We start from the raw sequence: 21,633 nt of genomic DNA, 5'->3' as shown, positions 1-21,633 counted from the left end.
ATTGCACATATCTGAGGCCGCCGCCGCACAGACGGATTGCTTGACATCGAACGTTCTGCGCCGCTGTTCCCGTCGTCGAAACAACTTCATATTTATGCCTCAGTTCGTATCTAGATCCGCGAACAACGAGCAGTGAAGGAAGACCATGCGCTGGAAAACAGCGGAATATAGTGGCTGGGGACGGGCCATACGTGCCAATGGGCAGATGGCACGTCCTGAAAAGCGTGCCGCACTGACGGCGCTGATGGCCGAAGAACCCGCACCCGCAATCGGAATGCGCCGTTCCTACGGCGATGCTTGCCTCAACGACGGCGGCAGGGCCGTCCACATGATACGGCTCGACAAGTTTCTGGGGTTCGACGCCGAAACCGGCATCCTGACAGCAGAGGCTGGCCTGACACTGGGCGAGATCACCCGCGTTATGGCTCCGCGCGGCTGGTTGCCCGCGGTGCTGCCCGGCACGGGCTTTGCCACAGTCGGCGGCGCCATTGCCAACGATGTTCACGGCAAAAACCATCACAACGCGGGTACCTTCGCGCAGCATGTCGTGGCTATGACCCTGCTGACGCCAGACGGCGCCGAGCACCGGGTCACCCCCGAGACGACGCCTGACCTTTTTCGGGCCACTGTGGGCGGGGTGGGCCAGACGGGGATCATTGCCAGCGCCGAGATGCGCCTGAAACGGGTCAAGTCAGACCTGGTGACCGTCACCGAACGTCGTGCCAACGGCTTTGACGAATTCATCGCGATGCTCGACAGCTCCGATACTACGTATTCGGTTGGCTGGATCGACGCCACCGCACGGGGCGCCGACCTGGGTCGGGGCCTGCTGGAAGAAGCGGAAACCGCGGGCGGTCTGGTTCCGACGCCGAAATCCTCGCGCACGGTTCCCATGAACGCGCCCCGTTTCGCCTTGTCGGCGCCGGTGGTGAAGCTGTTCAATGCTATGTGGTACCGCCGCGTTCCGAAAAGCGGCCATACCGTCGTGAAACCGATCAACGACTTTTTCTTTCAACTGGATCGCATCCACGACTGGAACCGGCTTTACGGCAAGAATGGCTTTCACCAGTTCCAGTGCGTCGTACCGCTTTCTGCCGCCGCCCAGTTGCGCGACATGCTCGAGCGGATATCGGCCTCCGGTCTTGCCTCCCCACTTGCGGTACTGAAACGGACCGGCGAAGGCCGCGCTGGAATGATGAGCTTTCCCATGGAGGGCTACACGCTTGCCGTGGACTTGCGCGCGCAGCCGGAATGCGAGGCACTGATCAAGCGTCTGGAGGACATGACCGCAGATGCCGGCGGCCGCATCTATTTCGCCAAGGACGCGCTGTGCGGTGCCGACCGCATACAGCAGATGTACCCGGATCTCGACGCCTGGCGGGCCGAGGTGGCGAAACATGACCCCGAAGGCAGGATGATCACCGATCTGGTAAGACGCCTGAAGTTGAGGGAACCCGCATGAGCGAGACCTGGATCATCCTCGGCGCCACGTCTTCGATGGCGCGGGCATTAGCTCGGGCGCTGACCGAACGCGGCGACAACCTGTTGCTGGCCGGCCGGGATATGGACGAACTGGAACAGATGGCCGAGGACTGCCGCCTGCGCGGTGCGCCGGTGGCCGAGGCCGTTGCATTCGACGCGCGTGACCCAAAGGGTTTCGCTGTGTTGGTTTCGCGGGCCGAGGCGGTGGAAGGCACGCTGAATGCTGCAGTGTTCGTGGGTTCGATGCCGGAGCAGGCCGAGATCGACGCCGATCCATCGCTGGTCGACGGGACCATAGCCGACAGTTTCACAGGCCCGGCCCGTTTCCTGCAGATGCTCGCCCCGCTGATCGAGGCGCGCGGCAAGGGAACCGTCGTCGGCGTCGGTTCGGTCGCAGGAGATCGTGGGCGGCTTGGAAATTACGTCTACGGCTCCGCCAAGGCCGGATTTGCGACATATCTGTCCGGCCTCCGGAACCGGCTGACCCGCTCTGGCGGCCACGTCATCACTGTAAAGCCCGGCTTTGTCGACACGGCGATGACCTGGGGGATCGAGGGCATGTTCCTGGTGGCACCGCCGGAAAAGGTCGCCGAGGACATTCTGAAAGCGGTGCGCAAGAAACGGAACGTGATCTACACGCCATTCTTCTGGCGCTGGATCATGTTGATCATCCGCTCCGTCCCGGAACCGATCTTCAAGAAACTGTCGATCTGATAGACCGGCGGGCGAGGTTGTTTAATTCAAAGGTCAAACGCCGAACCACGTCTGCCATAGACCGGCTGCGTAGAACATGATCGCCAGCATGATGAATATCAGGCCGAGCCCGCGCTTGTCGCGCATGGCAAAGACGATAGGGTCGTAATCCTGCTTGCCCTGATAGCCGAGCCGCACCATGCGGATCAGCCACAGGGCCAGCGGCACCATAGCCGCGTAAAGCAGCCAACGGGTCGGGTACAGGTCCATCGCCTGATCGGTGAAAGTGTAAAGAAAGAACACCATCAGCGAACCGACCGTGCCAAGCCAGGCGACGTTCAACAGATCGCCGCGATCCGGCCTGCCGTAGCCGCGGCCCGGCAGCCTCTGATTGTCCTTCGCAAGTGTCACCTCGGTCAGGCGCTTTACGCAGCCGAGCGTCACGAAGGTGGGGAAGATGAACACCAGCAGGTAGCCGGACACGTAGACGTCGACCGCAAGCGCGCCCGCGATGACACGGAGTGTATAGAGTGCGGCAAGCGTCGCGATGTCCACCCACCGCAGACGCTTGAGCTTCAGCGAGTAGCTGAGCGATAGCAGCATATATATAAGTGTGACCCCAAGAAACGACCAGGATATCGTCAGGCTCAGCGCCACCGCCAACAGCGCCAGCACCGCGCAGGCGGCCATGCCGATGTTTATCGGGACAACCCCGCTGGCAAAGGGTCTTTTGTGTTTGGTCGCGTGCAAACGGTCCGCTTCAAGATCCAGCAGATCATTGACGATATAGATGGATGAAGCCGCGAAAGAGAATGCCATGATGCCGACCAGCACGGTGAACATGGTCGCCCATGAAAAATAGTGCGACGCGATCATCGGCACGAACAGCAGGACGTTCTTGACCCATTGATGCGGCCGCAGGGCACGGATCAGATCGGCGACTGTCCACGTCCAGTGAAGATGGGTGACCGCCTTGCCGTCGCGTTCGAGTTCGTTTGCGATCAGCGGGTGCGTCCCCACAATAATCGCGCCGCGCGCATGGTCCCAGATCGCTCGATCCACCGCCTCGTTTCCGGCGTAGTCGAAACCACCTTCGCCGTAGGCTTCTACCAGGGCCGCGGCCTTGTTCTTTCCCTTCAGGTTACGGCCCGGGTGAGAGGAGGCGAATACCCGCTCGGACAGTCCATGGTCTGCGGCCAGCGCGGAGACAAGCTGCGCATCGGAGGCCGATGCCAGAACAACCTCGCGCCCCTCTGCCTGTGCGGAGCGGGCCAGAGCCAGGACTTCTTCGTTCACCGGCATCAAATCAGTGCGCAATTGCGCGAGACCGGCGAGCTCATGTTTCAGGCGGGCACGGTTGCGGAAGTGCTCGGCACAGACCTGAAGCGTGCCGATCGGATCCTTGCCCATCGCACCCCAGAAACACTCGAAAAGCATATCAGTGCGCAGGAAGGTGCCATCCACATCCAGCGCCAGCGGAGTCTTGTCATCCATCCGTGCGCACCCCCGACACGGCAAAGGCGCAACCGTCGCTGATCAGCACCGGTGGGGTCATGCAAAGCCCCCGTGCCACAGTCCAGGCGGCAAGGACCTTGGGCACATAGGCCCGCGTCTCGTCATAGGGCGGCACGCCCGAATGCTTCCAGACGGCCCCCTCACCCGCGTTGTAGCCGGCCAGCACCAGTATGGGGTCATTGCCGAATTCACCCATAAGCCAATCGAGATAGGCGACGCCACCCTTGATGTTTTGCGCCGGATCTGTCGAATTGGTTACTCCGAAACGGGCCGCGGTATCGGGGATGAGCTGCATCAGGCCAGTGGCGCCTTTCGGACTGACCGCGTTCGAGCGGCCGGAGGACTCGATGCCGATCACGGCCAGCACCAGAGCCGGTGAGACCTTGGTACCGACCGTGGCCGCCAGAATGTCGCGTCCGTAGGCCTGCGCGATCGCCTGCATGCTGGCGAGCCGTGGTGTCGGAACGCCCGGCCCCTTGGTCAGTTCGTTCAACGCCGATTCCAGCCGCCCCGGACCGGCCTCCGACATTTCGGGGCGTACCTTGTCCCAATACCAGGCATAGGCGCCTTCGACTGGCGGCTTCGGTTCCGCCTCTGCCTCTGGCTCGGGCTTCGGCGGTTCCGGTTGCGGCTCAATCTGGATGTTGATCCGGTTGGTGGTGCCGGGCGCGGGCGGTTTGACGCGTTTGAAGGTGAACTCGGCAAAAGGCGGAGGCTCCGCCCCGGCTGTTCCGGGAGCGCAAAAGGCCGCCATTATGATCAGCGCTGCCGATACTGCCTGTCTCATCGGGGTTCTTTCCCGCCCCTCACTGCTGAGCCCTGTTTTAAAGAGTCAGGGGGTTTTCGCTAGGTCTCCGCGGTGCCCATCGGCAAATTGGCTGCCAAAATGTGTCAAAATTGACAATTCGGGCGCAATTTAGGCAATCAAAGCGACCGATTCAGTCAGGAAAACAGGGCAAATCAGCATATTAGCCGGGACACCGGATTCACGTGAAAATGTACGATAGCAGTCCAATTCTCGCCCGAATCCAACTGCTTAATCTCCCTATGCCAAGACGGGCAACGGGAAAGGCATTCCCCAGCGCTTGTGGTGGCAACCAATATGAGCGCGTATTTACCGATGGAGAAAGACATGAAACTGTTCAACCTGATCAAACGCTTCGAGCGTGACGAAGACGGCGCCGTGACCGTCGACTGGGTCGTCCTGACCGCTGCTATCGTTGGCCTGGGCATCGCCGTCCTGACCACCGTGGGTGGTGCGACCGCCGACTACTCCGAGACGATCGGCTCGGTACTGTCGGAGCAAGGCGTCAAGACGACCTACTAATCGTCTGGCAGATCTATCAGGACCGCGCCCCTTCGGGGGCGTGGTTCTTTTTGTTTGGAGCGATTGTTGCCAGCGCAACACAAGTCGTCACACAGAAAAGCCATTATTGACGACTTCGCCCAAATCCCGCCGCATTTGCAGCCTTAACACCTTTGCCAACCGCACGAGCTAAAATCGGGCGGAGGCAAACCTTCGAGCAAATGACGGAACATACAATGAAACTTTTCACGCTGATCAAACGCTTCGACAACGATGACGATGGTGCCGTGACCGTCGACTGGGTCGTTCTGACGGCGGCCATCGTCGGTCTGGGCATCGCGGTGCTGAGCACTGTCGGCGGTGCAACTTCCGATTATGCCGACACGATCGGGTCGGTCATGTCGGAGCAGGGTATCAAGACCACCTACTAAACCAGGCAAGCGCCCACTTCGCCGCCAACCCGACGACACCCTGCGATTGGTGACCCATTGCCGTCAAAGTCTGTAGAACTGTAGGCGCTTCGTGGAAAAAACCATATGGCCGCCCAGCGTCGTGCACGGTTTTGCCGCAATCTACCGGCATTGTCACATGAACGGGTGAATCCCCGAATGGGATAAAAGACGCCTTCGCGCCCCGCCGCCACACTGAAAGAGGACGTGTTATGCGAATGATTTTCGGACTTGTGCTGATTGCTGGGCTCGGCCTGGCCAGCTTTGCCGTGTACATGGCCAAGGATTTCCTGGAAAGCGAACGCGCCGCGCGTGACAAAATCGTGCCGACGGTCGATGTCGTTGTCGCCAACAAGCAGCTCACCTATGGACGTCCGATCCGCAAGGAAGACGTGCAAATCATCAAGTGGCCTGCCGACCACATCCCCTCCGGCGCCTTCCCGAACCTTGAGGCTGTCTTTCCGGAAGGCGAACGCGAATTGCGGACCGCGCTGCGGACCATCGAAAAGGACGAACCGCTTCTCGTAGTGAAGATCACCGAGCCCGGCGAGGACGCCGGGGTGAGCACCCGACTGACCAAGGGTATGCGCGCCTTCGCGATTCGGGTCGATGTCTCTTCCGGTGTGTCCGGCTTCCTGCGTCCGGGTGACCGCGTCGACGTTTACTGGACCGGCACGCCTCCGGGTCGCCGTGGCGGGGACGTGACCAAGCTGATCATGCCTGGAATCAAACTTGTTGCAATTGACCAGACCGCTGACGGCGACCGCGCAGCGCCGACGATCGCGCGTACGGTTACCGTGGAAGCCTCGCCGCTTGAAGTGGCGGCGCTGGCGCAGGCCCAGAGCACGGGGCGCCTGTCGCTTTCGCTGCTTGGCGCCACCGACGACGAGATCGTCGAGAACGAAGTGGAGATTGACCAAAATCGGCTGCTGGGAATTGAAGAAATCGTTCCGGAGCCGGAGCCAGAAGTGGCCGAGGTCGAAGCGCCGAAAGTCTGCACCATCCGGACCCGCCGGGGCGGCGAAATCATCGAGACGCCGATTCCCTGCACGAACTGAAATTACACAATTAATACAATTTGCAGGGCTCCGCATTGCGGGGCCCTTTCCAATTCTTACCTTCGAATTGCCACCCTGTTGCCCGATCTCCACATAAGGAAACTTCTCCAAATACTTGATTATTGATCGGATTCGCATTTTAGGCCAAGGTTCCTCCAAACCGGCGACTTAGACCGGGCCACCGTGAACCTAGAGGCAGGTCACATGCACATTGCGAAACTATTCGGGGCAGCCCTGATCGGCTTGTCCGTCATGGGCGCATCCGCCCCAGAAGTATCGGCGCAGAATCTGCGCGTGCTGCGCGGCGCTGCGTCGGGCAGTCTAAGCGTTCCGATGAACCGGGCGGTCGTCGTCGAAAGTGACAGCCCGTTCGCTGAGCTCAGCATTGCCAACCCGGCTATTGCTGACATTTCCACTTTGTCTGATCGCACGATCTATGTCCTCGGCAAGACGCCGGGCCGGACGACGCTAACACTTCTCGGTGTCGAGGGTCAGTTGATCGCGAACGTCGAGGTGCAGGTCGCGCCGGACGTGGCCGAGTTCAAGGAACGCCTGCAGCAAATCCTGCCTGGCGAACAGATCGAAGTCCGGACGGCCAATGATGGCATCGTACTTTCGGGCGTCGTCTCTAACATCGAACGGCTCGACCGCGCGCTTGATCTGGCCAACCGGTACGCCCCTGACCGGGTCTCGAACCTGATGGTGGTCGGCGGCACTCAGCAGGTGATGCTGAAGGTCCGCTTCGCGGAAATGGAACGTTCGGTTTCGAAAAGCCTGTCGTCCTCGCTTGCCATCTCGGGCGGCGGTGCCGATGTCGGCGTCGAATCCGAGACCGGAACCTGGCTCGATGGCGATAACGCCCTGGGTTCCTTCCCGATTACCACCACGGCGGGCTCCGAAGGCGTCCTGGCACTTGGCTTCTCAGCCGGCGCCTTCGAGTTCGGCGTCCTGCTGGAAGCTCTGGAAAGTAAAGGGATGGTCCGCACCCTTGCGGAACCGAACCTGACCGCCCTGTCGGGCCAGCAGGCAACGTTCCTTGCCGGCGGCGAGTATCCGATCCCGGTGGCCGACGGCGACGGCGGCATCACCATCGAGTACAAGCCCTTCGGTGTGGAAATGGCGTTCACGCCCCGCGTGGTCGACAGCAACCGGATCAACCTTCAACTGACGGCGTCTGTCTCGGGCATCGACCCCTCGACCAGCTTCGAGCAGGGAGGCATCGCGGTGAGCGCGTTCCGCCGGCGCGAGACCCAGACCACTGTCGAGATGCGCGACGGCGAGAGCTTTGCCATCGCAGGCCTCCTTCAGGACGACTTCGAAGACCTGAACGGCCAGGTGCCCTGGCTGGGCGACATCCCGGTTCTTGGCTCGCTGTTCCGTTCGTCCAGCTATCAGCGTTCGCAGAGCGAACTGGTGATCATCGTCACCCCGCACCTTGTGTCGCCCACAACAGGCGCCGCGCTGGCGCTGCCGACCGATCGTGTCCGTCCGCCGACCGAATCCGAACTGTTTCTGTTCGGCAAGACCGTCGGCAACAACAGGAATCCCGCCTCGGGGCCCGCTGGTGAAGTCGCTCAACAGGACTTCAATGGCTCTTACGGCTACGTGATGGAGTGAGCAAGATGGCTGCACATCCTACCAAGACCCTGCTTGTCGTCTCATCCCTGCTGGCTCTTGCTGCCTGTGGCGACCGGACAATCTTTTCAAGCTGGACACAGGAGGCGGGCGCCTTCATCGATGACGGAACCTTCGGAAATGCAACGATGCGTAACCAATTGGCGCAAAAGTGTAATTCCTACATTCCGAAGGGCCAAATCCTCTATGAACCGGAAGTCTCCGCCTCACCGAAAGGGGCCCCTGCCCCCTACGTCGCGCGCGTGCATTGCGGTGGATATCTGAACGGTAAGTACGCGACGGTGATCTTCAACGAGTACGTCGCCAGCGCGACCGAACTTCCGACGAATGCCGAAACCACCGGCAACGAATGATAACAACAGCGACAATGACGGCCAAAAGACCGCTTTCGTTCGAATTTACCGAATAAAGACGATTTTTTGGCCGTAATCTCGCCCACTTTCCCCAGCACAACTCCAGCGTAGAGCAGTGTACCCGGCCCCGCAGGCCGGGATCCGGGACCAGCCAAGACGCGCTACAAAGCGGGATGGTCGGCACCGGAGAACGAAGGGAAATTGGAAGATGAGTTCTAACGCGGCCTTGCAAGCGGATTCAGCGCCAATTCTAGCGTGTACCGTGGCACGCGATGTTCAAAAGTTCGATCTCCTGATCGAGGACATGGAAGCTGAACTGGGTGAGGCCTGGGGTGATCTCTCCTTCGAGGACGCCCGCGTATTCTTCACGCAGCCCGAAGCGAAGTACTTGGAATTCGTCGCGATCGCGATCGACGAGGAAGACGAGGCGAATCTCGCGGTCGTCGCCGACCTGATCGAGACCGCAAACTCGAATGGCCTCAAGGTCGTCCTTATTGCCGAGAACGTCAGCCCGATCGCATTACACCAGCTTCTGAAGCTCGGCGCGCGCGAATTCTGCCCCTACCCGCTTCCGGAAGGTACGCTGCACGACGCGATCGAGCGGATCCGCCAGGCCGGGATGGCCGCGGAGATGGCGAATGCCAACACCAATCTAGCGCATCCATCGCGGACAAATCGCAACGGCGTGATCGTCACCGTCCACGGCCTGGCCGGCGGTGTCGGCGCCACTACGCTTGCGACAAACATCGCCTGGGAACTGATCAACTCGGACAAGAAGAAAAGCCCGCGAGTCCTGATCCTTGATCTCGACCTCCAGTTCGGCTCGGTGTCGACTTATCTCGACCTTCCGCGGCGCGAAGCGGTCTATGAACTGCTGTCTGACATCGGCTCTATGGACAACGAAGCCTTCATGCAGTCGCTCGTGACCCATAACGAGAAGCTGCACGTGTTGACGGCGCCCTCGGACATTCTGCCGCTGGACTTCATCACGCCTGACGATGTCGGCAAGCTGCTCGACATCGCGACAAGCCATTTCGACTATGTCGTTGTCGACATGCCGACCACGGTTGTGAACTGGACCGAGACCGTGCTGGGCGAGAGCCACGTCTATCTTGCGATGCTGGAGCTCGACATGCGGTCTGCGCAGAACACACTGCGCATGGTTCGGGCACTGAAGTCCGAAGATCTGCCGCACGAGAAAATGCGTTACGTCCTGAATCGCTCGCCGAAGTTCACCGACATGTCCGGCAAGAGCCGCGTCAAGCGGATGGCCGAGAGCCTGGACATCGAGATCGAGATCATGATGCCCGACGGCGGCAAGCAGGTCCTTCAGTCCTGCGATCACGGCATGCCGCTCGCGGAAAGCGCAGCGAAGAACCCGCTGCGCAAGGAAATCCAGAAACTCGCGTTGTCGATCCACCAGCACAATGTGGATCAGGCCGCGGTCGAAGCCGATTAAGTGAGGACCCTATAAGTGTTCGCGCGTTACAACAAGAAGGGCACGGATACAGCCAAGCCCGTAAAGGCAAATGCCACCCCGGCCCCGGCTTCAGCGCCCAAGGCCACGGCGAAACCAGCGCCCAAATCCGCCGCCAAGCCGGCGCCGGCGCAACCAGCGCCGGTCGACAAAGAGCGTAAGCGCAAAGAGCGAATTGCCGAGATCAAGGTCGAGTTGCACAAGCGGCTGCTCGACAACCTGAACCTGTCCGCCTTGGAGCATGCGAGCGAAAGCGACCTGCGCCAGGAGATCGCAGCGATCTCGACCGAGGCTCTGGAAGAACTGGCCGTCGTTCTGAACAAGGAAGAACGCTCTACCCTTTTCCAGGACCTCTACAACGAAGTGACCGGCCTCGGTCCGCTTGAGACGCTTCTGAAAGACGATGGCGTCAACGATATTCTGGTCAACGGACCGCAGCAGATCTTCGTCGAGCGTGACGGCAAGCTCGAGCTTACCGACATCACCTTCAAGGACGAACGGCATCTTCTGCGGATCATCGACAAGATCGTGTCCGCCGTGGGCCGGCGCGTCGATGAATCGAACCCCTATGTCGACGCCCGTCTTGCGGATGGCTCGCGTTTCAACGCCATGGTCCCACCGATCGCGGTGGACGGTTCTCTGGTCTCGATTCGTAAGTTCAAGAAGGAAAAGCTGGCCATTCGCGACCTGGTCGCGTTCAACGCCTTTTCCGAAGACATGGCGATGTACCTGGAAGCGGCAGTCGCTTGCCGACTGAATGTGATCGTTTCGGGTGGTACCGGTTCCGGTAAGACGACCACGCTCAACGCGCTGTCATCCTTCATCGATAACTCCGAGCGGATCCTGACCATCGAGGACACCGCGGAACTTCAGCTGCAACAGACCCATGTGGGCCGGATGGAAAGCCGTCCGCCCAACGTCGAAGGCAAGGGTGCCGTCACCCAGCGAGACTGTCTGCGGAACGCCCTGCGGATGCGCCCCGACCGCATCATCGTCGGCGAGACTCGCGGCGAGGAAGTCATCGACATGCTGCAGGCCATGAACACCGGCCACGACGGCTCGATGACCACGATCCACGCCAACTCTGCCCGCGACGGTGTTTCGCGTCTGGAAAACATGATCGCAATGGCAGGGATCGAGATGCCGCTGAAAGCGGTGCGTTCGCAGATCGCTTCGGCTGTGAACCTCATCGTGCAGGCCAGCCGTCTGCAGGACGGTTCCCGCCGCATGGTCTCGATCACTGAGGTGACAGGCATGGAAGGCGAAGTCATCTCGATGCAGGAAGTCTTTCGTTATCAGCGCCTTGGGCTTCAACCCGACGGCAAGATTCTCGGCGAGTTCACCGCGACAGGAGTGCGCTCGCATTTTTCCGAACGGTTCCGGCAGTGGGGTTATGACCTGCCACCGGCAATCTTCGAGCCTTCGGTAGGGATTTAACCGACATGTCCATCCCCATAGAACCGATTATCTACGGCCTGATTTTCGTGGCCGTTCTGGTCCTGGTCGAAGGCATCTATCTGACCGCCTTCGGCAAGTCGATCAGCCTGAACAACCGTCTGAACCGGCGTATGGAGATGCTCGAGAAGGGCGTCGGCCGCGAACAGGTGCTCGAACAACTCCGCAAGGAGATGTCGCAACACCTGAAGTCGCGCTCGATCCCGCTTTACGCAATCCTCGCCGACAAGGCGCAGAAGGCCAATATCGCCTTCTCGCCTGTACAGCTGATCATGGTCATGGGCGTGCTCTGCGCCGTGTCCTTCATGGGCCTGACGATCGGCACCGGCGCGTCGATCCAGATCCGCATCGGCGTGTCCATCGCGATGGGTATCGGCGCGGTCTATGTGTGGATCAACAAGAAAGCCACGCAGCGGATGAAGATGATCGAAGAGCAGCTTCCCGATGCGGTGGAACTGATGGTGCGCAGCCTGCGCGTCGGCCACCCGTTCAGCGCCGCGCTGAACATCGTCGCCAAGGAGGTTCCCGATCCGCTGGGCACTGAGATGGGGATGATCGCAGACGAGGCCGCCTATGGACGTGACGTGGGCGAAGCGCTGAAGGCGATGGCCGAACGACTGGACATGCAGGACATGCGCTTCCTCGCTGTGGCCGTGACCATCCAGCAGACCTCGGGCGGCAACCTTGCCGAGATCCTCGACGGCCTTGCAAAGGTGATCCGCTCCCGCTTCAAACTGTTCCGTCGCGTGAACGCGATCACCGCAGAGGCGAAGTGGTCCGGCAAATTCCTGTCCGGCTTCCCGCTTCTGGCCCTGATTGGCATCAACGTCGCCCAGCCCAATTATTACGACGACGTCATGGGCACTGCCGTTTTCGTTCCGGCCTGTCTTGTCGTCGCCGGCTTCCTTATCGCGAACCTCTTCGTCATGAAGATGCTCGTTAACATCAAGGTATAGGATCCCGCTATGACTGCTTTGATGGACATGCTGACCGAGATGTTCGGACCGATGGGCCCGCTGCTGCTGGTGGGTGCTCTTGGCCTGCTGCTGGTACTGGCCACATTGCCTATGCTTCTGAAAAAGCAGAAGGACCCGCTGGACCGGCTACGGGCAGAAGCTCATCCGCCAAAGGACAAGGAAGGCAAGGAAGCGCGTCTCCGCACTGCGTCCAAAAAGGACAAGCTGGAGAAATACGCCGACTTCCTGGAGCCTAAGAATGCCGAGGAATACTCGGCGATCCAACTCAAGCTTCTGCAGGCCGGATATCGATCGAAGAACGCAGTCCGCACATTCCACTTCGCGCAGTTCGCACTTGGTGCGGGCGGCTTGATCCTTGGCGTCCTCTACGCCCTGCTTCTGCAGGTGACCCAGGACCCGAGCGCTCAGCAGATGATCCTGTCTATCGTGATCCCCGGGGCCGTCGGCTACATGGCGCCTAAGTACTGGGTCACCCGCCGCCAGCAGGCCCGCCAAGAGGAAATCATCAATGGCTTCCCGGACTCGCTCGACATGATGCTGGTCTGCGTCGAGGCCGGTCAGTCGCTCGACCAGGCAATCCTGCGGGTGGCCAAGGAAATCCGCTCCGGTTTTCCGGCACTTGCTGACGAGTTCGACACCGTTAGTCAGGAGATGAAGGCCGGTAAAGACCGCGTCTCTGTCTTGCGCGATATGTCGGAACGCTGCGGCGTGCCGGACGTCGCCTCGTTCGTCACGGTGCTGATCCAGTCCGCCAGCTTCGGCACTTCGATCGCGGAAGCGCTACGGGTGTTCTCGGCGGAAATGCGCGACAAGCGGGTGATGCGGGCAGAGGAAAAGGCAAACACCTTGCCCACGAAGATGACCCTTGCCACTATGATGCTTACGGTGCCGCCGCTTCTGGTGATCCTGGTGGGGCCGTCGGTTTATCGTATCGCCCAGACACTGAGCGGGCAGAGCACAGGGTTCTGATTTCATGCGACATTGCTGGCCGGGCGCAATCCTGGTCGCCGCAACATTGACCGCCTGTTCCGGAACGGGCGGTCTTCGCAATTCCGAGGACGGGCTTTTTGCACCCACCGGCGTCGACAGTTCACGCGACTATGTCGACGGGCTGACGGTCGGACACCGATTGATGGAGTCGGGCGAGTACGAATTGGCACTGAAAGCCTATTACCGCGCCGCGGCGGATCTGGGTCTAACCGTCGATGTGCTTTCTGCCGTCGGGTCCGCAAATCTCAAGCTCGGTCGCCTGCACCAGGCCGAAGACAATCTGCGGCGTGCAGTTGAGGAGGACGAAACCTTCGTCCCCGCCTGGAACAACCTGGGCGTTGTGCTGATGGAGCTTGGTCAGTTCGGCGAGGCGGAGCGTGTCTTTCATACCGCATACGCGCTCGATAATGGCGAAAGTGAAGAGATCCGACAGAATCTGCGCTTAGCCCTCGCAAAATTGGAAAATCCCGGTTATGATCAGGACAATAACTTCAAGTTCGCCCTGGTTCGGCGGGGAAGCGGTGAGTACCGCCTGCTCGAGACACCATAAGGCGACGACACGAGCAGTATAGGGACGCACCAAATGCGCCAATTTGTTGGGGTGCTCTGCATCAGCAGCACCGCTTTGCTGTCTGCCTGTGGCGACAAGCAAAGCAACGCAGACGTGGAACGCGCGTTCGACAATGTGAACGTCATTGACGAAAGCAATCTCAACGACATCATGCTGACAGTCGCTGACCCGAACGAGGGGGTGACCTATTTCAGGCGGTCGCTTCAGGACGAACCCAACCGCATCGATTTCCGCCGCGGTCTGGCAAAATCCCTGATCCGGGCTAAGCGTCCGGCCGAAGGGCTGGTGGCCTGGAGAGAAGTCGTCGAACACCCGGAATCGGGTAACGCCGACAAGGTCGAATTTGCCGACGCACAGATCCGTAACGAGGACTGGCAAGGTGCCAAGGCCACGCTCGACTCGATCCCGCCGACTTACGAGACTTACAAGCGCTACCGCCTTGAAGCGATGGTTGCCGATGCCAACCAGGAATGGAAGCGCGCCGATGCCTTCTACGAAGTGGCGGTCGGGCTGACGACCACGCCGTCGAGCGTTTACAACAACTGGGGCTACTCAAAGCTGACCCGCGGCGACTACGCCGAGGCTGAACGCATGTTTACCCAAGCGATCACCTACGATCCGAACCTGTTCACCGCCAAGAACAACCTGACTCTGGCGCGCGGCGCGCAACGCAAATACGAATTGCCGGTAGTGCCGATGACCCAGGTCGAGCGTGCGCAGCTTTTGCACACGTTGGGCCTTAGCGCCGTGAAACAGGGCGATGTCGAACTTGGCAAGGGCCTGCTGCGTGAGGCGGTCGACACCCATCCGCAGCATTTCGAGGCCGCGGCCCGCGCCCTGAAGGCGCTGGAAGCCAACGTGACCAACTGATGCGGGTACGCTGCCTACACGTTTCCGCACCGCCAGCTTGGGCGGTGCTCTCCTCTCGTTTGGCTCTATCCTGATCTGATGTTGCTGACCTTCGACGAGGTGCGCTGGTCCCTGCCCTTCGACCAGGCGCTCTGGTTTCTGCCTTTCGCCCTACCGATTTGTATCTGGGTCGCTTGGAGCGACATGAAGTTCATGCGTATCCCGAACAAAGCGGTCTACGCTCTCGCGTTGGTGTTTCTGGTGGTGGGCCTGGTCGCTGTGCCACTGGCCGAGTATCCGTGGCGGCTTTTGCAACTGGTCGTAGTTTTGGTGATAGGTTTCGTGCTCAATATGGGCGGGGTGATCGGCGCCGGCGATGCCAAGTTCGCCGCCGCGATGGCGCCGTTCATTCCCCTGGCCGATGCCCGGAATTTCCTTCTGTTGTTCGCCGCCGTCCTTCTGGCTGCCTTTGTCACCCATCGAGTTTTCCGGGCGATGCCTGGCTGGCGCGCCCGAACCGCAGGATGGAAATCCTGGGAGGACAAGCGATTTCCCATGGGTCTGGCACTGGGTGGGTCGCTGGCCTTCTACCTGATCTGGGTAGTGGTCCTGGGCCTGCTGGAGCGTTCTGCATGATGGCGGTGTCGGATCACCGGATCCTTTCCTAGAACTTCGGTCGTCCGTACTTCCAGTCCGGCCAGTGTTTGTGCATTTCGGACAGGTCGTCACGCACGTCATAGTCGAGCGCCCGGAAATTCCCGTGGAGCCGCGCCAGCGCATCGCGGTCGAGCGTGACGCCTAGACCGGGACCCTCGGGAAGCTTCAGGGCGCCGCCCTGAACCTTCAGCTTGCCGCCCTCGATTACCTCATCGGTCTGCCAGGGGTAATGTGTGTCGCAATCATAGGTCAGGTTCGGCGTGGCCGCGGCCAGATGGGCCATCGCCGCCAGAGAGATCCCCATATGTGAGTTCGAGTGCATCGACAGGCCAAGGCCCCAGATCCGGCAGATCTCTGACAGATCGCGCGAGGCTTTCAACCCGCCCCAGTAATGGTGATCCGACAGGATCACCCGGAACGCGTCCTGCGCCATGTTGGGCGGCAGGTGCGACGGTTCCACCACATACATGTTTGTTGCCAGCGGCACGTCGGTCGCCGCCTGGATCACCGCGTTGCCGGCGATGCCGACGGTCGGATCCTCGAGATACTCGACCAGACCTTCAAGCCGCGGGAGCAGGTTCAGCGTGGTGTGCACGTGCCAGCCACCGTTCGGGTCGATCCTAAGCGGCGCATCGGGAAAGGCGGCGCGCAGGGCTTCCAGCCCGGCGATTTCAGCCTCGGGTTCCAGCACCCCCGCCTTCAGCTTGATCGCGTCGAAGCCATATTCGTCGACCATACGCTGCGCTTCGCCAACGAGTTGTTCGGGGCTCAGCACCTCACCCCATGGATCGTCCTCATTGGCGCCGGCATGGCGGGCGAACTTGTAGAAGAGGTAGGCAGAGAACGGCACCGTCTCGCGCACCGGCCCGCCGAGCAGGTCGACGACGCGCTGGTTCGTCGCCTTGCCCAGAGCGTCCCACATCGCCACCTCGATGGCGCCGCCGACGCGCAGGGTCAGCCGTGTGGGCGCGTCAGGCAGCGCCTTTGCGGTGCGGAACCAGAGACCGTTGAGGTCGGTCACCGCCAGCCCGCGCATCGCGGGTGCCAGCGCCGCAAGACCGGCCAGCACGTCCTTCGTCCCGTAGGATTCGCCCAAGCCGATGACGCCATCCTCGGTCTCCACCTCGATGATGGAGCGCAGCGCGAAAGGCTGGTGGCAGCCGGCGTTGTTCAGCAGCGGCGGGTCGTAGAAGGCGATAGGGGTGACGCGGACGTCGGCAATTCGAAGGTCAGTCATTGACGCGGTTCGCCTCGATGTAATCCATGTTCAGGTCCTGCCCCAGCCCGGGTACTTCGCGCCCGTGGACGTATCCGTCGGCGTCCATCTCGTCGTCGATGCGGTTCTGGTATTCCTTCGGCTCGTCATAGTCGATGAACGGATGGATCAGCCCGCGCTCGTAGAACGAGGTATTGGGGATCGCCAGCGCGACGGCAAGGTTCCCGGCCCCGGTGCCGTGCATCTCGCAGGACATGTGGAAGCTTTCCGCCATGTTCGCGATCTTCATCGCGGGGCCGATGCCGCCCACATCCCAGACGCCTGCGCGCACGAGATCGCAGGCGTCGTGCTTGACCCATTCGGCGCGGGTCCAGTGCTTGCCGGTCATCGTCTCGGGTCCGAGGATGTTGAGATCCGTGTTGGCGGTGAGCCACTTGAAGGAGGAAATCGAGGCTTCCTCCATCGGCTCCTCCATCCAGCGGTAGTCCAGCTCGGCCAGCTTGTTGGCCAGCCACAGTGTGTCGGTTCGGGAATAAAAGTGGTGCGGGTCGAGCATCAGGGGGATGTCCGGGCCAACCGCCTCTCGTACCGCGGCGCAGGCCCTGTAATCCATGCGCACGTCCGGCGCGCCGGGGACCGGGGGCATCCAGCCGTGCAGCTTGACCGCTTTGTAGCCACGGCCGATCATCCATTCGGCAAAGCGCGCGTAATCCTCGGGAGTTGCCAGCCCGCCTTCCAGGTCGTCGCCGCACATGGTGGAGCCGTAGGCGAGGATTTTGGGACGGTAGCCGCCCAGCAATTTCCACACCGGCTGGCCGCAGACCTTGCCCTTGAGGTCCCACAGCGCCAGGTCCACCGCCGCAAGCGCGCGGTCGGTCATCTCGCCGCCCGACAGGCGCTGCCACTTGTAGACCGCGTACCACAGCCGTTCCGTCGCCAAAGGGTCCTGCCCGATCAGGTTAGGCCGCACGAACCGTTCCAGCAACGCCTCGCGCACGTCTCCGGTGCGGCAGATCACCCGGCCCTGCGAACCGTCACCGCAGGTGATCACCAAAAGGCAGCTTTTCGTGTCGCTCACCGGCCCCGGATGGCCGTGCCCATCGGAATCGCGGACGGTATTGGTGGTATGCCGAAAAGTGACGGCCTCGACGGTTTCAATTTTCATAGGTTCAGGTCCCGGACAGTCGTTTCAGGAAGTCCGCCCCGCGTGACAAGCACGCGCGGGCAGTGGGCAGCAGGCGGCCGCGGTTGATGAACCCGTGGTGGACCCCGGGCTCGATGTGGAAATCGGTGTTGATGCCGGCCTCGCGCAGGCGCGCGGCCATCGCCTCGTTCTCGGACCTCAGCACGTCGATCTCGGCGGCGATCAGGCAGGCGGGCGGCAAGCCGGAGAGGTTTTTTGCATGCAGCGGTGTGACCAGCGGATCGGTGCCGGCATCGGGTGCGTAGAGTTGAAATATCTCCTGAACGCGAGTGCGGGTGATGCCGGGGTCGGTGTCGTGGCGGAGCATACTTTCGTTATCGAAATCGCGGTCGTAGACGCCGTAATAGAGCAGCATGCCGACGAAGGCGCCCGGTTGCAGCAGCGCGGCCGCCATCGACAGGTTTGCCCCGGCAGAAGCGCCTCCGATTGCGATCCTTGCGCCGTCCAGACCCATGGAGTTCGCGTTCTGCGCCAGCCATCCAAGCGCCGCCTGCACGTCATTCAGCCCGGCCGGAAAGGGGTACCGCGGAGCAAGGCGGTAGGAGATGGAAAAGACGTTCCATCCGCTTTCCGCAACAAGCGTCCGGCAGGCGGGATCGTTCAGCGCGATGCTTCCTCCGACCCAGCCGCCGCCGTGGACATACAGCAGGATCGGAGCGAATTCCTTGCCTGATCGGTAGAGCCGCGCCGCTTGTGCTTGCCCGTCCGCGCCGGGATAGGTCATGTCTTCGATCCCCGCCACCTCGGCCGCGCCCTCTCCCCAGAAAGCGGCCGTGGCGGCGGGGTCTTCCAGCGCGGCAAGCCGCGCCTCCTCTGTCAGCACCTCGGTCATGCCGGGCGCGAAGGGCTGGTTCGCTGCGTCATTCATCTGCGGAGAGTCCTTGCCCTGGCGCGCCGGGTCTGCACATGGACGGCCTCGCCGGCCGTTCCGGGCACATAGGCGCGGCCGTTGTCGACCGGCGCCTTTGCGACGTTCCGGACCGAGGGGTATTTGGCGATCTCGTCTTTCACCAGCTCGACACCCAGCCCTGGCGCGGTGGGCAGCGGCAGGTAGCCCTCCTCGACCTTCAGGACTGGTGTGACCACGTCGTAGCGGCCCGGCCAGTCGAACTCGATCCTCTCCAGAAGCAGCGCGTTGGGCACTGTCGCCATGATGTGCAGCGCCGCGAACTCGGCCACGGGACCGAGCGAGCCGGAATGCGGGGCAAGCATGATGCCGTGCGGTTCAGCCATCGCGGCAATCTTGCGCATTTGGGTGATGCCGCCGCCGCGGCCGGTGTCCGGCTGGATTACGTCGACGAGGTCGCGCTCGATATACGGGCGGCAGCCGTGGACCGTGCCGACACGTTCACCCGCCGCCAGCGGCACCGCGACATGGTCGCGGACGCGGGCCAGCATGTCGAGGTTTTCGGGCGGCACCGGGTCTTCGTAGAACAGGAGGTCGAAGGCCTCGAGTTCGCGGCCCACCAGGATCGCATCCGCCGCGGTCATCCAGGACGGACCGTGCGCGTCTACTGCGATATCCATTTCCGGCCCCACGGTATCGCGCAGCATGGCGATGCGGTCGAAATCGACAATGCCGGTGAAGGGCGTTTTCAGCGCGGAATAGCCCAGGTTCATCAGCGCCAGCGCCTCATCCGCCGTATGAGCGTGGCCATAGACGGGAATCCGGTCGCGGATCGCACCGCCCAGGAGCTGCCAGACCGGCTGCCCCAACGCCTTGCCCTTGATATCCCACAGCGCCATCTCTATGCCGCTGAGCGCCCCGGACCCCACCGTTCCGGTCAGCCCGTGCCCCATCATCGCGCGGTAGAGCGTGCCCCACAGCCGCTCGATATGCGACGGGTCCTCGCCCACCATCACGGTCGCCAGATCCTGTATCGCCGTCTCGACAACGCGCGGCCAGCCAGAGCATTCGCCGACGCCGGAGATCCCCTCGTCCGTCTCGATTTCGACGAAAAGCCAGTTCCGCGAACCCCGGAAATCGGCATCCGCCCCCATCGCCCGCGTCAGATCGGGACGTGCGCCGGCCTGCATCAGGTAAGTGTTTACGCCGGTGATCTTCATGCTTCGGCCACGTAGCGATGGCGTTGGCGGGTGCCGCGCAGTGCCGGGTCGGCAATCGGAACCGAGGACAGCAGCGCCTTTGTGTAAGGATGCTGCGGGTCAGTTATGATCTGCTCGGTTTCCCCGATCTCGACGATCTGGCCGCGATACATCACCGCCACCCGGTCGCAGAAGTACCGAATCACCGCCATGTCGTGGCTGATGAAGATGAAGGACAAGCCCATCTCCGCCTGCAGCTTCAACAGCAGGTCCAGCACCTGCGTCCGGATAGACACGTCGAGCGCCGAGGTCGGCTCGTCTGCGATCACCAGCCGTGGCTCCAGCGCGATGGCCCGTGCCACCACGATCCGCTGCCGCTGCCCGCCCGAGAACGCATGCGGATAGCGTTCCATCATGCCGGGGTCGAGCCCCACCTCGGTCAAAAGCTGCGCCACCCGCTCGTCCAGGTCCTTGCCGGACGCAATGCCGTTCACGATCAGCGGTTCGGCGATGATCTGCTTGACCGTCATCCTAGGATTTAGCGAAGCGAAGGGATCCTGAAAGATCATTCGGATCTGCCGCCGCGATTTCCGCAACTGGTCGGTGCCGGCGGAAACGAGGTCGAGCCCCTCGTAATCCACGGTCCCGGCCTGCGGGTCGTAGACCCGTGCGATACAGCGGCCCACGGTCGTCTTGCCCGAGCCGCTTTCGCCTACGATGCCCAGCGCCTCGCCCTTGCGGAGGTCAAAGGATATCCCGTCCACCGCCTTGGTTACATCGGTGACCCGTTGCATGAAGCCTTCGCGCTTTTCGAAATGCAGCTGCAGGTCGCGGACCTTCAGGATCTCGGGCGCGTCCGCCGCGGGGCGGACCTTGGCCGTCGCCGGTTCCTCCAGCCGCTTGACTGCGCCAAGAAGTTTCCTGGTATAAGGATGTTCCGGCGCGTTGAAGACCTGGCTGACGTCGCCGGTCTCGACGACATGGCCCTTTTCCATGACGACCACCTCATCGGCGATCTCGGCCACCACGCCCATGTCGTGGGTGATGAACATGATCGCCATGCCCATCTCGACTTGCAGGTTGCGCATCAGGTCCAGGATCTCGGCCTGCGTCGTCACGTCCAGCGCCGTCGTCGGCTCGTCCGCGATCAGCACTTCCGGACGGCAGGCGAGCGCCATCGCGATCATCGCCCGCTGGCGCATGCCCCCGGAAAACTCGAACGCATAGCGGTCCACCGCCTTTTCAGGGTTCGGGATTTCGACCTGGCGCAGCGCGTCCACCGCCATCGCCTTGGCTTCCTTCTTGGGCACGTCACGGTGCAGTCGGATCGCCTCGACGATCTGGCTGCCGATGGTGTGGACCGGCGACAATGACGACATCGGCTCTTGAAAGATCATGCCGATGCGACCGCCGCGGATTGCCCGGATTGCCTTCCCACGTGAGTTGAGGGCGGTCAGTTCGATGGTTTCCTGACCTTCCGGGTTGAACAGGATACGGCCGCCGTTGATGACGCCCGGCGGCGGCACCATGTTCAGGATCGTTCGCGCGGTCACGGATTTTCCGGATCCGGATTCTCCCACCACGCAAGTGGTCTTGCCGCGGTGCAAGTCGAACGAGACTCCGTGCAGCACGTCCAGCATGCCCTGCCGGATGTTGAAGCCGACATTCAGGTTCTTGATGGAGATAACAGGCTTGCTCAT

Annotated in this window: 21 protein-coding genes; 14 read left to right on the top strand and 7 right to left on the bottom strand. The window is 61.7% G+C overall.

The features are described from left to right. Window positions 1–145 precede the first annotated feature (145 nt). Both HCO70_RS12140 and HCO70_RS12135 read left to right on the top strand, forming a co-directional pair. Window positions 146–1,462, top strand: a complete 1,317-nt coding sequence (locus HCO70_RS12140; protein WP_172296467.1) for an FAD-binding oxidoreductase — start codon at window positions 146–148, stop codon at window positions 1,460–1,462. Continuing rightward, entirely contained in the window at window positions 1,459–2,196 is a 738-nt protein-coding gene (locus tag HCO70_RS12135; RefSeq protein ID WP_172296466.1) for an SDR family oxidoreductase, read from the top strand. Before HCO70_RS12140 ends, HCO70_RS12135 begins: the two co-directional genes overlap by 4 nt. Window positions 2,197–2,229: 33 nt before the next feature. Here HCO70_RS12135 and HCO70_RS12130 read toward each other — a convergent pair whose 3' ends face one another. After that, the gene (locus tag HCO70_RS12130) at window positions 2,230–3,669 is read right to left on the bottom strand and encodes a UbiA family prenyltransferase (protein WP_172296464.1); all 1,440 of its coding nucleotides are present in this window, start codon (window positions 3,667–3,669) and stop codon (window positions 2,230–2,232) included. Continuing rightward, window positions 3,662–4,477, bottom strand: a complete 816-nt coding sequence (locus HCO70_RS12125) for a lytic transglycosylase domain-containing protein (RefSeq protein WP_172296462.1) — start codon at window positions 4,475–4,477, stop codon at window positions 3,662–3,664. Before HCO70_RS12125 ends, HCO70_RS12130 begins: the two co-directional genes overlap by 8 nt. 345 nt (window positions 4,478–4,822) lie before the next feature. Here HCO70_RS12125 and HCO70_RS12120 point away from each other — a divergent pair, with 345 nt between their 5' ends. The 12 genes from HCO70_RS12120 to HCO70_RS12065 all read left to right on the top strand — a co-directional run bounded on the left by HCO70_RS12120 (window position 4,823) and on the right by HCO70_RS12065 (window position 15,446). After that, window positions 4,823–5,017, top strand: a complete 195-nt coding sequence (locus HCO70_RS12120; protein WP_172296461.1) for a Flp family type IVb pilin — start codon at window positions 4,823–4,825, stop codon at window positions 5,015–5,017. Between the two features lie 215 nt (window positions 5,018–5,232). Beyond that, on the top strand, window positions 5,233–5,427 hold the full coding sequence (locus tag HCO70_RS12115) for a Flp family type IVb pilin (protein ID WP_172296459.1): 195 nt from the start codon (window positions 5,233–5,235) through the stop codon (window positions 5,425–5,427). A 230-nt stretch (window positions 5,428–5,657) separates the two neighbouring features. After that, on the top strand, window positions 5,658–6,503 hold the full coding sequence (gene cpaB / locus HCO70_RS12110; protein WP_172296458.1) for a Flp pilus assembly protein CpaB: 846 nt from the start codon (window positions 5,658–5,660) through the stop codon (window positions 6,501–6,503). A gap of 204 nt (window positions 6,504–6,707) precedes the next feature. Continuing rightward, window positions 6,708–8,120: a type II and III secretion system protein family protein gene (locus HCO70_RS12105; RefSeq protein WP_172296456.1), complete on the top strand. Its 1,413-nt coding sequence runs from the start codon at window positions 6,708–6,710 to the stop codon at window positions 8,118–8,120. Between the two features lie 5 nt (window positions 8,121–8,125). Beyond that, window positions 8,126–8,491 (top strand): hypothetical protein, encoded by a 366-nt coding sequence (locus HCO70_RS12100; protein ID WP_172296294.1) that lies wholly within the window; start codon window positions 8,126–8,128, stop codon window positions 8,489–8,491. A 208-nt stretch (window positions 8,492–8,699) separates the two neighbouring features. Further along, window positions 8,700–9,950, top strand: coding sequence for an AAA family ATPase (locus HCO70_RS12095; RefSeq protein WP_172296455.1), 1,251 nt, complete (start codon window positions 8,700–8,702; stop codon window positions 9,948–9,950). A 15-nt stretch (window positions 9,951–9,965) separates the two neighbouring features. Further along, the gene (locus tag HCO70_RS12090; RefSeq protein WP_172296453.1) at window positions 9,966–11,405 is read left to right on the top strand and encodes an ATPase, T2SS/T4P/T4SS family; all 1,440 of its coding nucleotides are present in this window, start codon (window positions 9,966–9,968) and stop codon (window positions 11,403–11,405) included. Between the two features lie 5 nt (window positions 11,406–11,410). Continuing rightward, a complete protein-coding gene (locus tag HCO70_RS12085) occupies window positions 11,411–12,379 on the top strand; it encodes a type II secretion system F family protein (RefSeq protein WP_172296451.1) in 969 nt (322 codons plus the stop codon). A gap of 9 nt (window positions 12,380–12,388) precedes the next feature. Further along, entirely contained in the window at window positions 12,389–13,369 is a 981-nt protein-coding gene (locus tag HCO70_RS12080) for a type II secretion system F family protein (RefSeq protein WP_172296450.1), read from the top strand. Window positions 13,370–13,373: 4 nt separating this feature from the next. Further along, window positions 13,374–13,940, top strand: coding sequence for a tetratricopeptide repeat protein (locus HCO70_RS12075; protein WP_172296449.1), 567 nt, complete (start codon window positions 13,374–13,376; stop codon window positions 13,938–13,940). A gap of 33 nt (window positions 13,941–13,973) precedes the next feature. After that, a complete protein-coding gene (locus tag HCO70_RS12070; protein ID WP_172296447.1) occupies window positions 13,974–14,831 on the top strand; it encodes a lipopolysaccharide assembly protein LapB in 858 nt (285 codons plus the stop codon). A gap of 81 nt (window positions 14,832–14,912) precedes the next feature. Next, complete coding sequence (locus HCO70_RS12065; RefSeq protein ID WP_253913262.1) at window positions 14,913–15,446, top strand: prepilin peptidase; 534 nt, start codon at window positions 14,913–14,915, stop codon at window positions 15,444–15,446. A 28-nt stretch (window positions 15,447–15,474) separates the two neighbouring features. Here the strand turns inward: HCO70_RS12065 and HCO70_RS12060 are convergent, their stop codons facing one another. Genes HCO70_RS12060 through HCO70_RS12040 form a run of 5 tightly spaced genes read right to left on the bottom strand, consistent with a single transcriptional unit; the run spans window position 15,475 to window position 21,633 of the window. Then, on the bottom strand, window positions 15,475–16,704 hold the full coding sequence (locus tag HCO70_RS12060; RefSeq protein ID WP_172296444.1) for an enolase C-terminal domain-like protein: 1,230 nt from the start codon (window positions 16,702–16,704) through the stop codon (window positions 15,475–15,477). Beyond that, entirely contained in the window at window positions 16,697–17,848 is a 1,152-nt protein-coding gene (locus tag HCO70_RS12055) for an enolase C-terminal domain-like protein (protein ID WP_172296443.1), read from the bottom strand. The genes HCO70_RS12060 and HCO70_RS12055 overlap by 8 nt, the downstream gene beginning before the upstream one ends. A 4-nt stretch (window positions 17,849–17,852) precedes the next feature. Then, a complete protein-coding gene (locus tag HCO70_RS12050; RefSeq protein WP_172296441.1) occupies window positions 17,853–18,755 on the bottom strand; it encodes an alpha/beta hydrolase in 903 nt (300 codons plus the stop codon). Then, entirely contained in the window at window positions 18,752–19,954 is a 1,203-nt protein-coding gene (locus HCO70_RS12045; protein WP_172296439.1) for a mandelate racemase/muconate lactonizing enzyme family protein, read from the bottom strand. The genes HCO70_RS12050 and HCO70_RS12045 overlap by 4 nt, the downstream gene beginning before the upstream one ends. Then, a complete protein-coding gene (locus tag HCO70_RS12040; protein ID WP_253913261.1) occupies window positions 19,951–21,633 on the bottom strand; it encodes an ABC transporter ATP-binding protein in 1,683 nt (560 codons plus the stop codon). Before HCO70_RS12040 ends, HCO70_RS12045 begins: the two co-directional genes overlap by 4 nt.

This window comes from Pseudoruegeria sp. HB172150, from assembly GCF_013184805.1.
In the GTDB taxonomy this organism is placed as follows: domain Bacteria; phylum Pseudomonadota; class Alphaproteobacteria; order Rhodobacterales; family Rhodobacteraceae; genus Psychromarinibacter.
The sequence above is the reverse complement of the archived record's forward strand: the minus strand, read 5'-3'. Positions and strand labels throughout refer to the sequence as shown.

What these genes read in the sequence shown, in the direction of transcription:
- HCO70_RS12085 (WP_172296451.1), top strand. Translation starts at nt 11,411, where the DNA reads ATGTCCATCCCCATAGAACCGATTATCTACGGCCTGATTTTCGTGGCC.
- HCO70_RS12120 (WP_172296461.1), top strand. Translation starts at nt 4,823, where the DNA reads ATGAAACTGTTCAACCTGATCAAACGCTTCGAGCGTGACGAAGACGGC.
- HCO70_RS12095 (WP_172296455.1), top strand. Translation starts at nt 8,700, where the DNA reads ATGAGTTCTAACGCGGCCTTGCAAGCGGATTCAGCGCCAATTCTAGCG.
- HCO70_RS12045 (WP_172296439.1), bottom strand. Translation starts at nt 19,954, where the DNA reads ATGAAGATCACCGGCGTAAACACTTACCTGATGCAGGCCGGCGCACGT.
- HCO70_RS12115 (WP_172296459.1), top strand. Translation starts at nt 5,233, where the DNA reads ATGAAACTTTTCACGCTGATCAAACGCTTCGACAACGATGACGATGGT.
- HCO70_RS12075 (WP_172296449.1), top strand. Translation starts at nt 13,374, where the DNA reads ATGCGACATTGCTGGCCGGGCGCAATCCTGGTCGCCGCAACATTGACC.
- HCO70_RS12140 (WP_172296467.1), top strand. Translation starts at nt 146, where the DNA reads ATGCGCTGGAAAACAGCGGAATATAGTGGCTGGGGACGGGCCATACGT.
- HCO70_RS12070 (WP_172296447.1), top strand. Translation starts at nt 13,974, where the DNA reads ATGCGCCAATTTGTTGGGGTGCTCTGCATCAGCAGCACCGCTTTGCTG.
- HCO70_RS12105 (WP_172296456.1), top strand. Translation starts at nt 6,708, where the DNA reads ATGCACATTGCGAAACTATTCGGGGCAGCCCTGATCGGCTTGTCCGTC.
- HCO70_RS12125 (WP_172296462.1), bottom strand. Translation starts at nt 4,477, where the DNA reads ATGAGACAGGCAGTATCGGCAGCGCTGATCATAATGGCGGCCTTTTGC.
- HCO70_RS12130 (WP_172296464.1), bottom strand. Translation starts at nt 3,669, where the DNA reads ATGGATGACAAGACTCCGCTGGCGCTGGATGTGGATGGCACCTTCCTG.
- HCO70_RS12060 (WP_172296444.1), bottom strand. Translation starts at nt 16,704, where the DNA reads ATGACTGACCTTCGAATTGCCGACGTCCGCGTCACCCCTATCGCCTTC.
- cpaB (WP_172296458.1), top strand. Translation starts at nt 5,658, where the DNA reads ATGCGAATGATTTTCGGACTTGTGCTGATTGCTGGGCTCGGCCTGGCC.
- HCO70_RS12050 (WP_172296441.1), bottom strand. Translation starts at nt 18,755, where the DNA reads ATGAATGACGCAGCGAACCAGCCCTTCGCGCCCGGCATGACCGAGGTG.
- HCO70_RS12135 (WP_172296466.1), top strand. Translation starts at nt 1,459, where the DNA reads ATGAGCGAGACCTGGATCATCCTCGGCGCCACGTCTTCGATGGCGCGG.
- HCO70_RS12100 (WP_172296294.1), top strand. Translation starts at nt 8,126, where the DNA reads ATGGCTGCACATCCTACCAAGACCCTGCTTGTCGTCTCATCCCTGCTG.
- HCO70_RS12080 (WP_172296450.1), top strand. Translation starts at nt 12,389, where the DNA reads ATGACTGCTTTGATGGACATGCTGACCGAGATGTTCGGACCGATGGGC.
- HCO70_RS12040 (WP_253913261.1), bottom strand. Translation starts at nt 21,633, where the DNA reads ATGAGCAAGCCTGTTATCTCCATCAAGAACCTGAATGTCGGCTTCAAC.
- HCO70_RS12055 (WP_172296443.1), bottom strand. Translation starts at nt 17,848, where the DNA reads ATGAAAATTGAAACCGTCGAGGCCGTCACTTTTCGGCATACCACCAAT.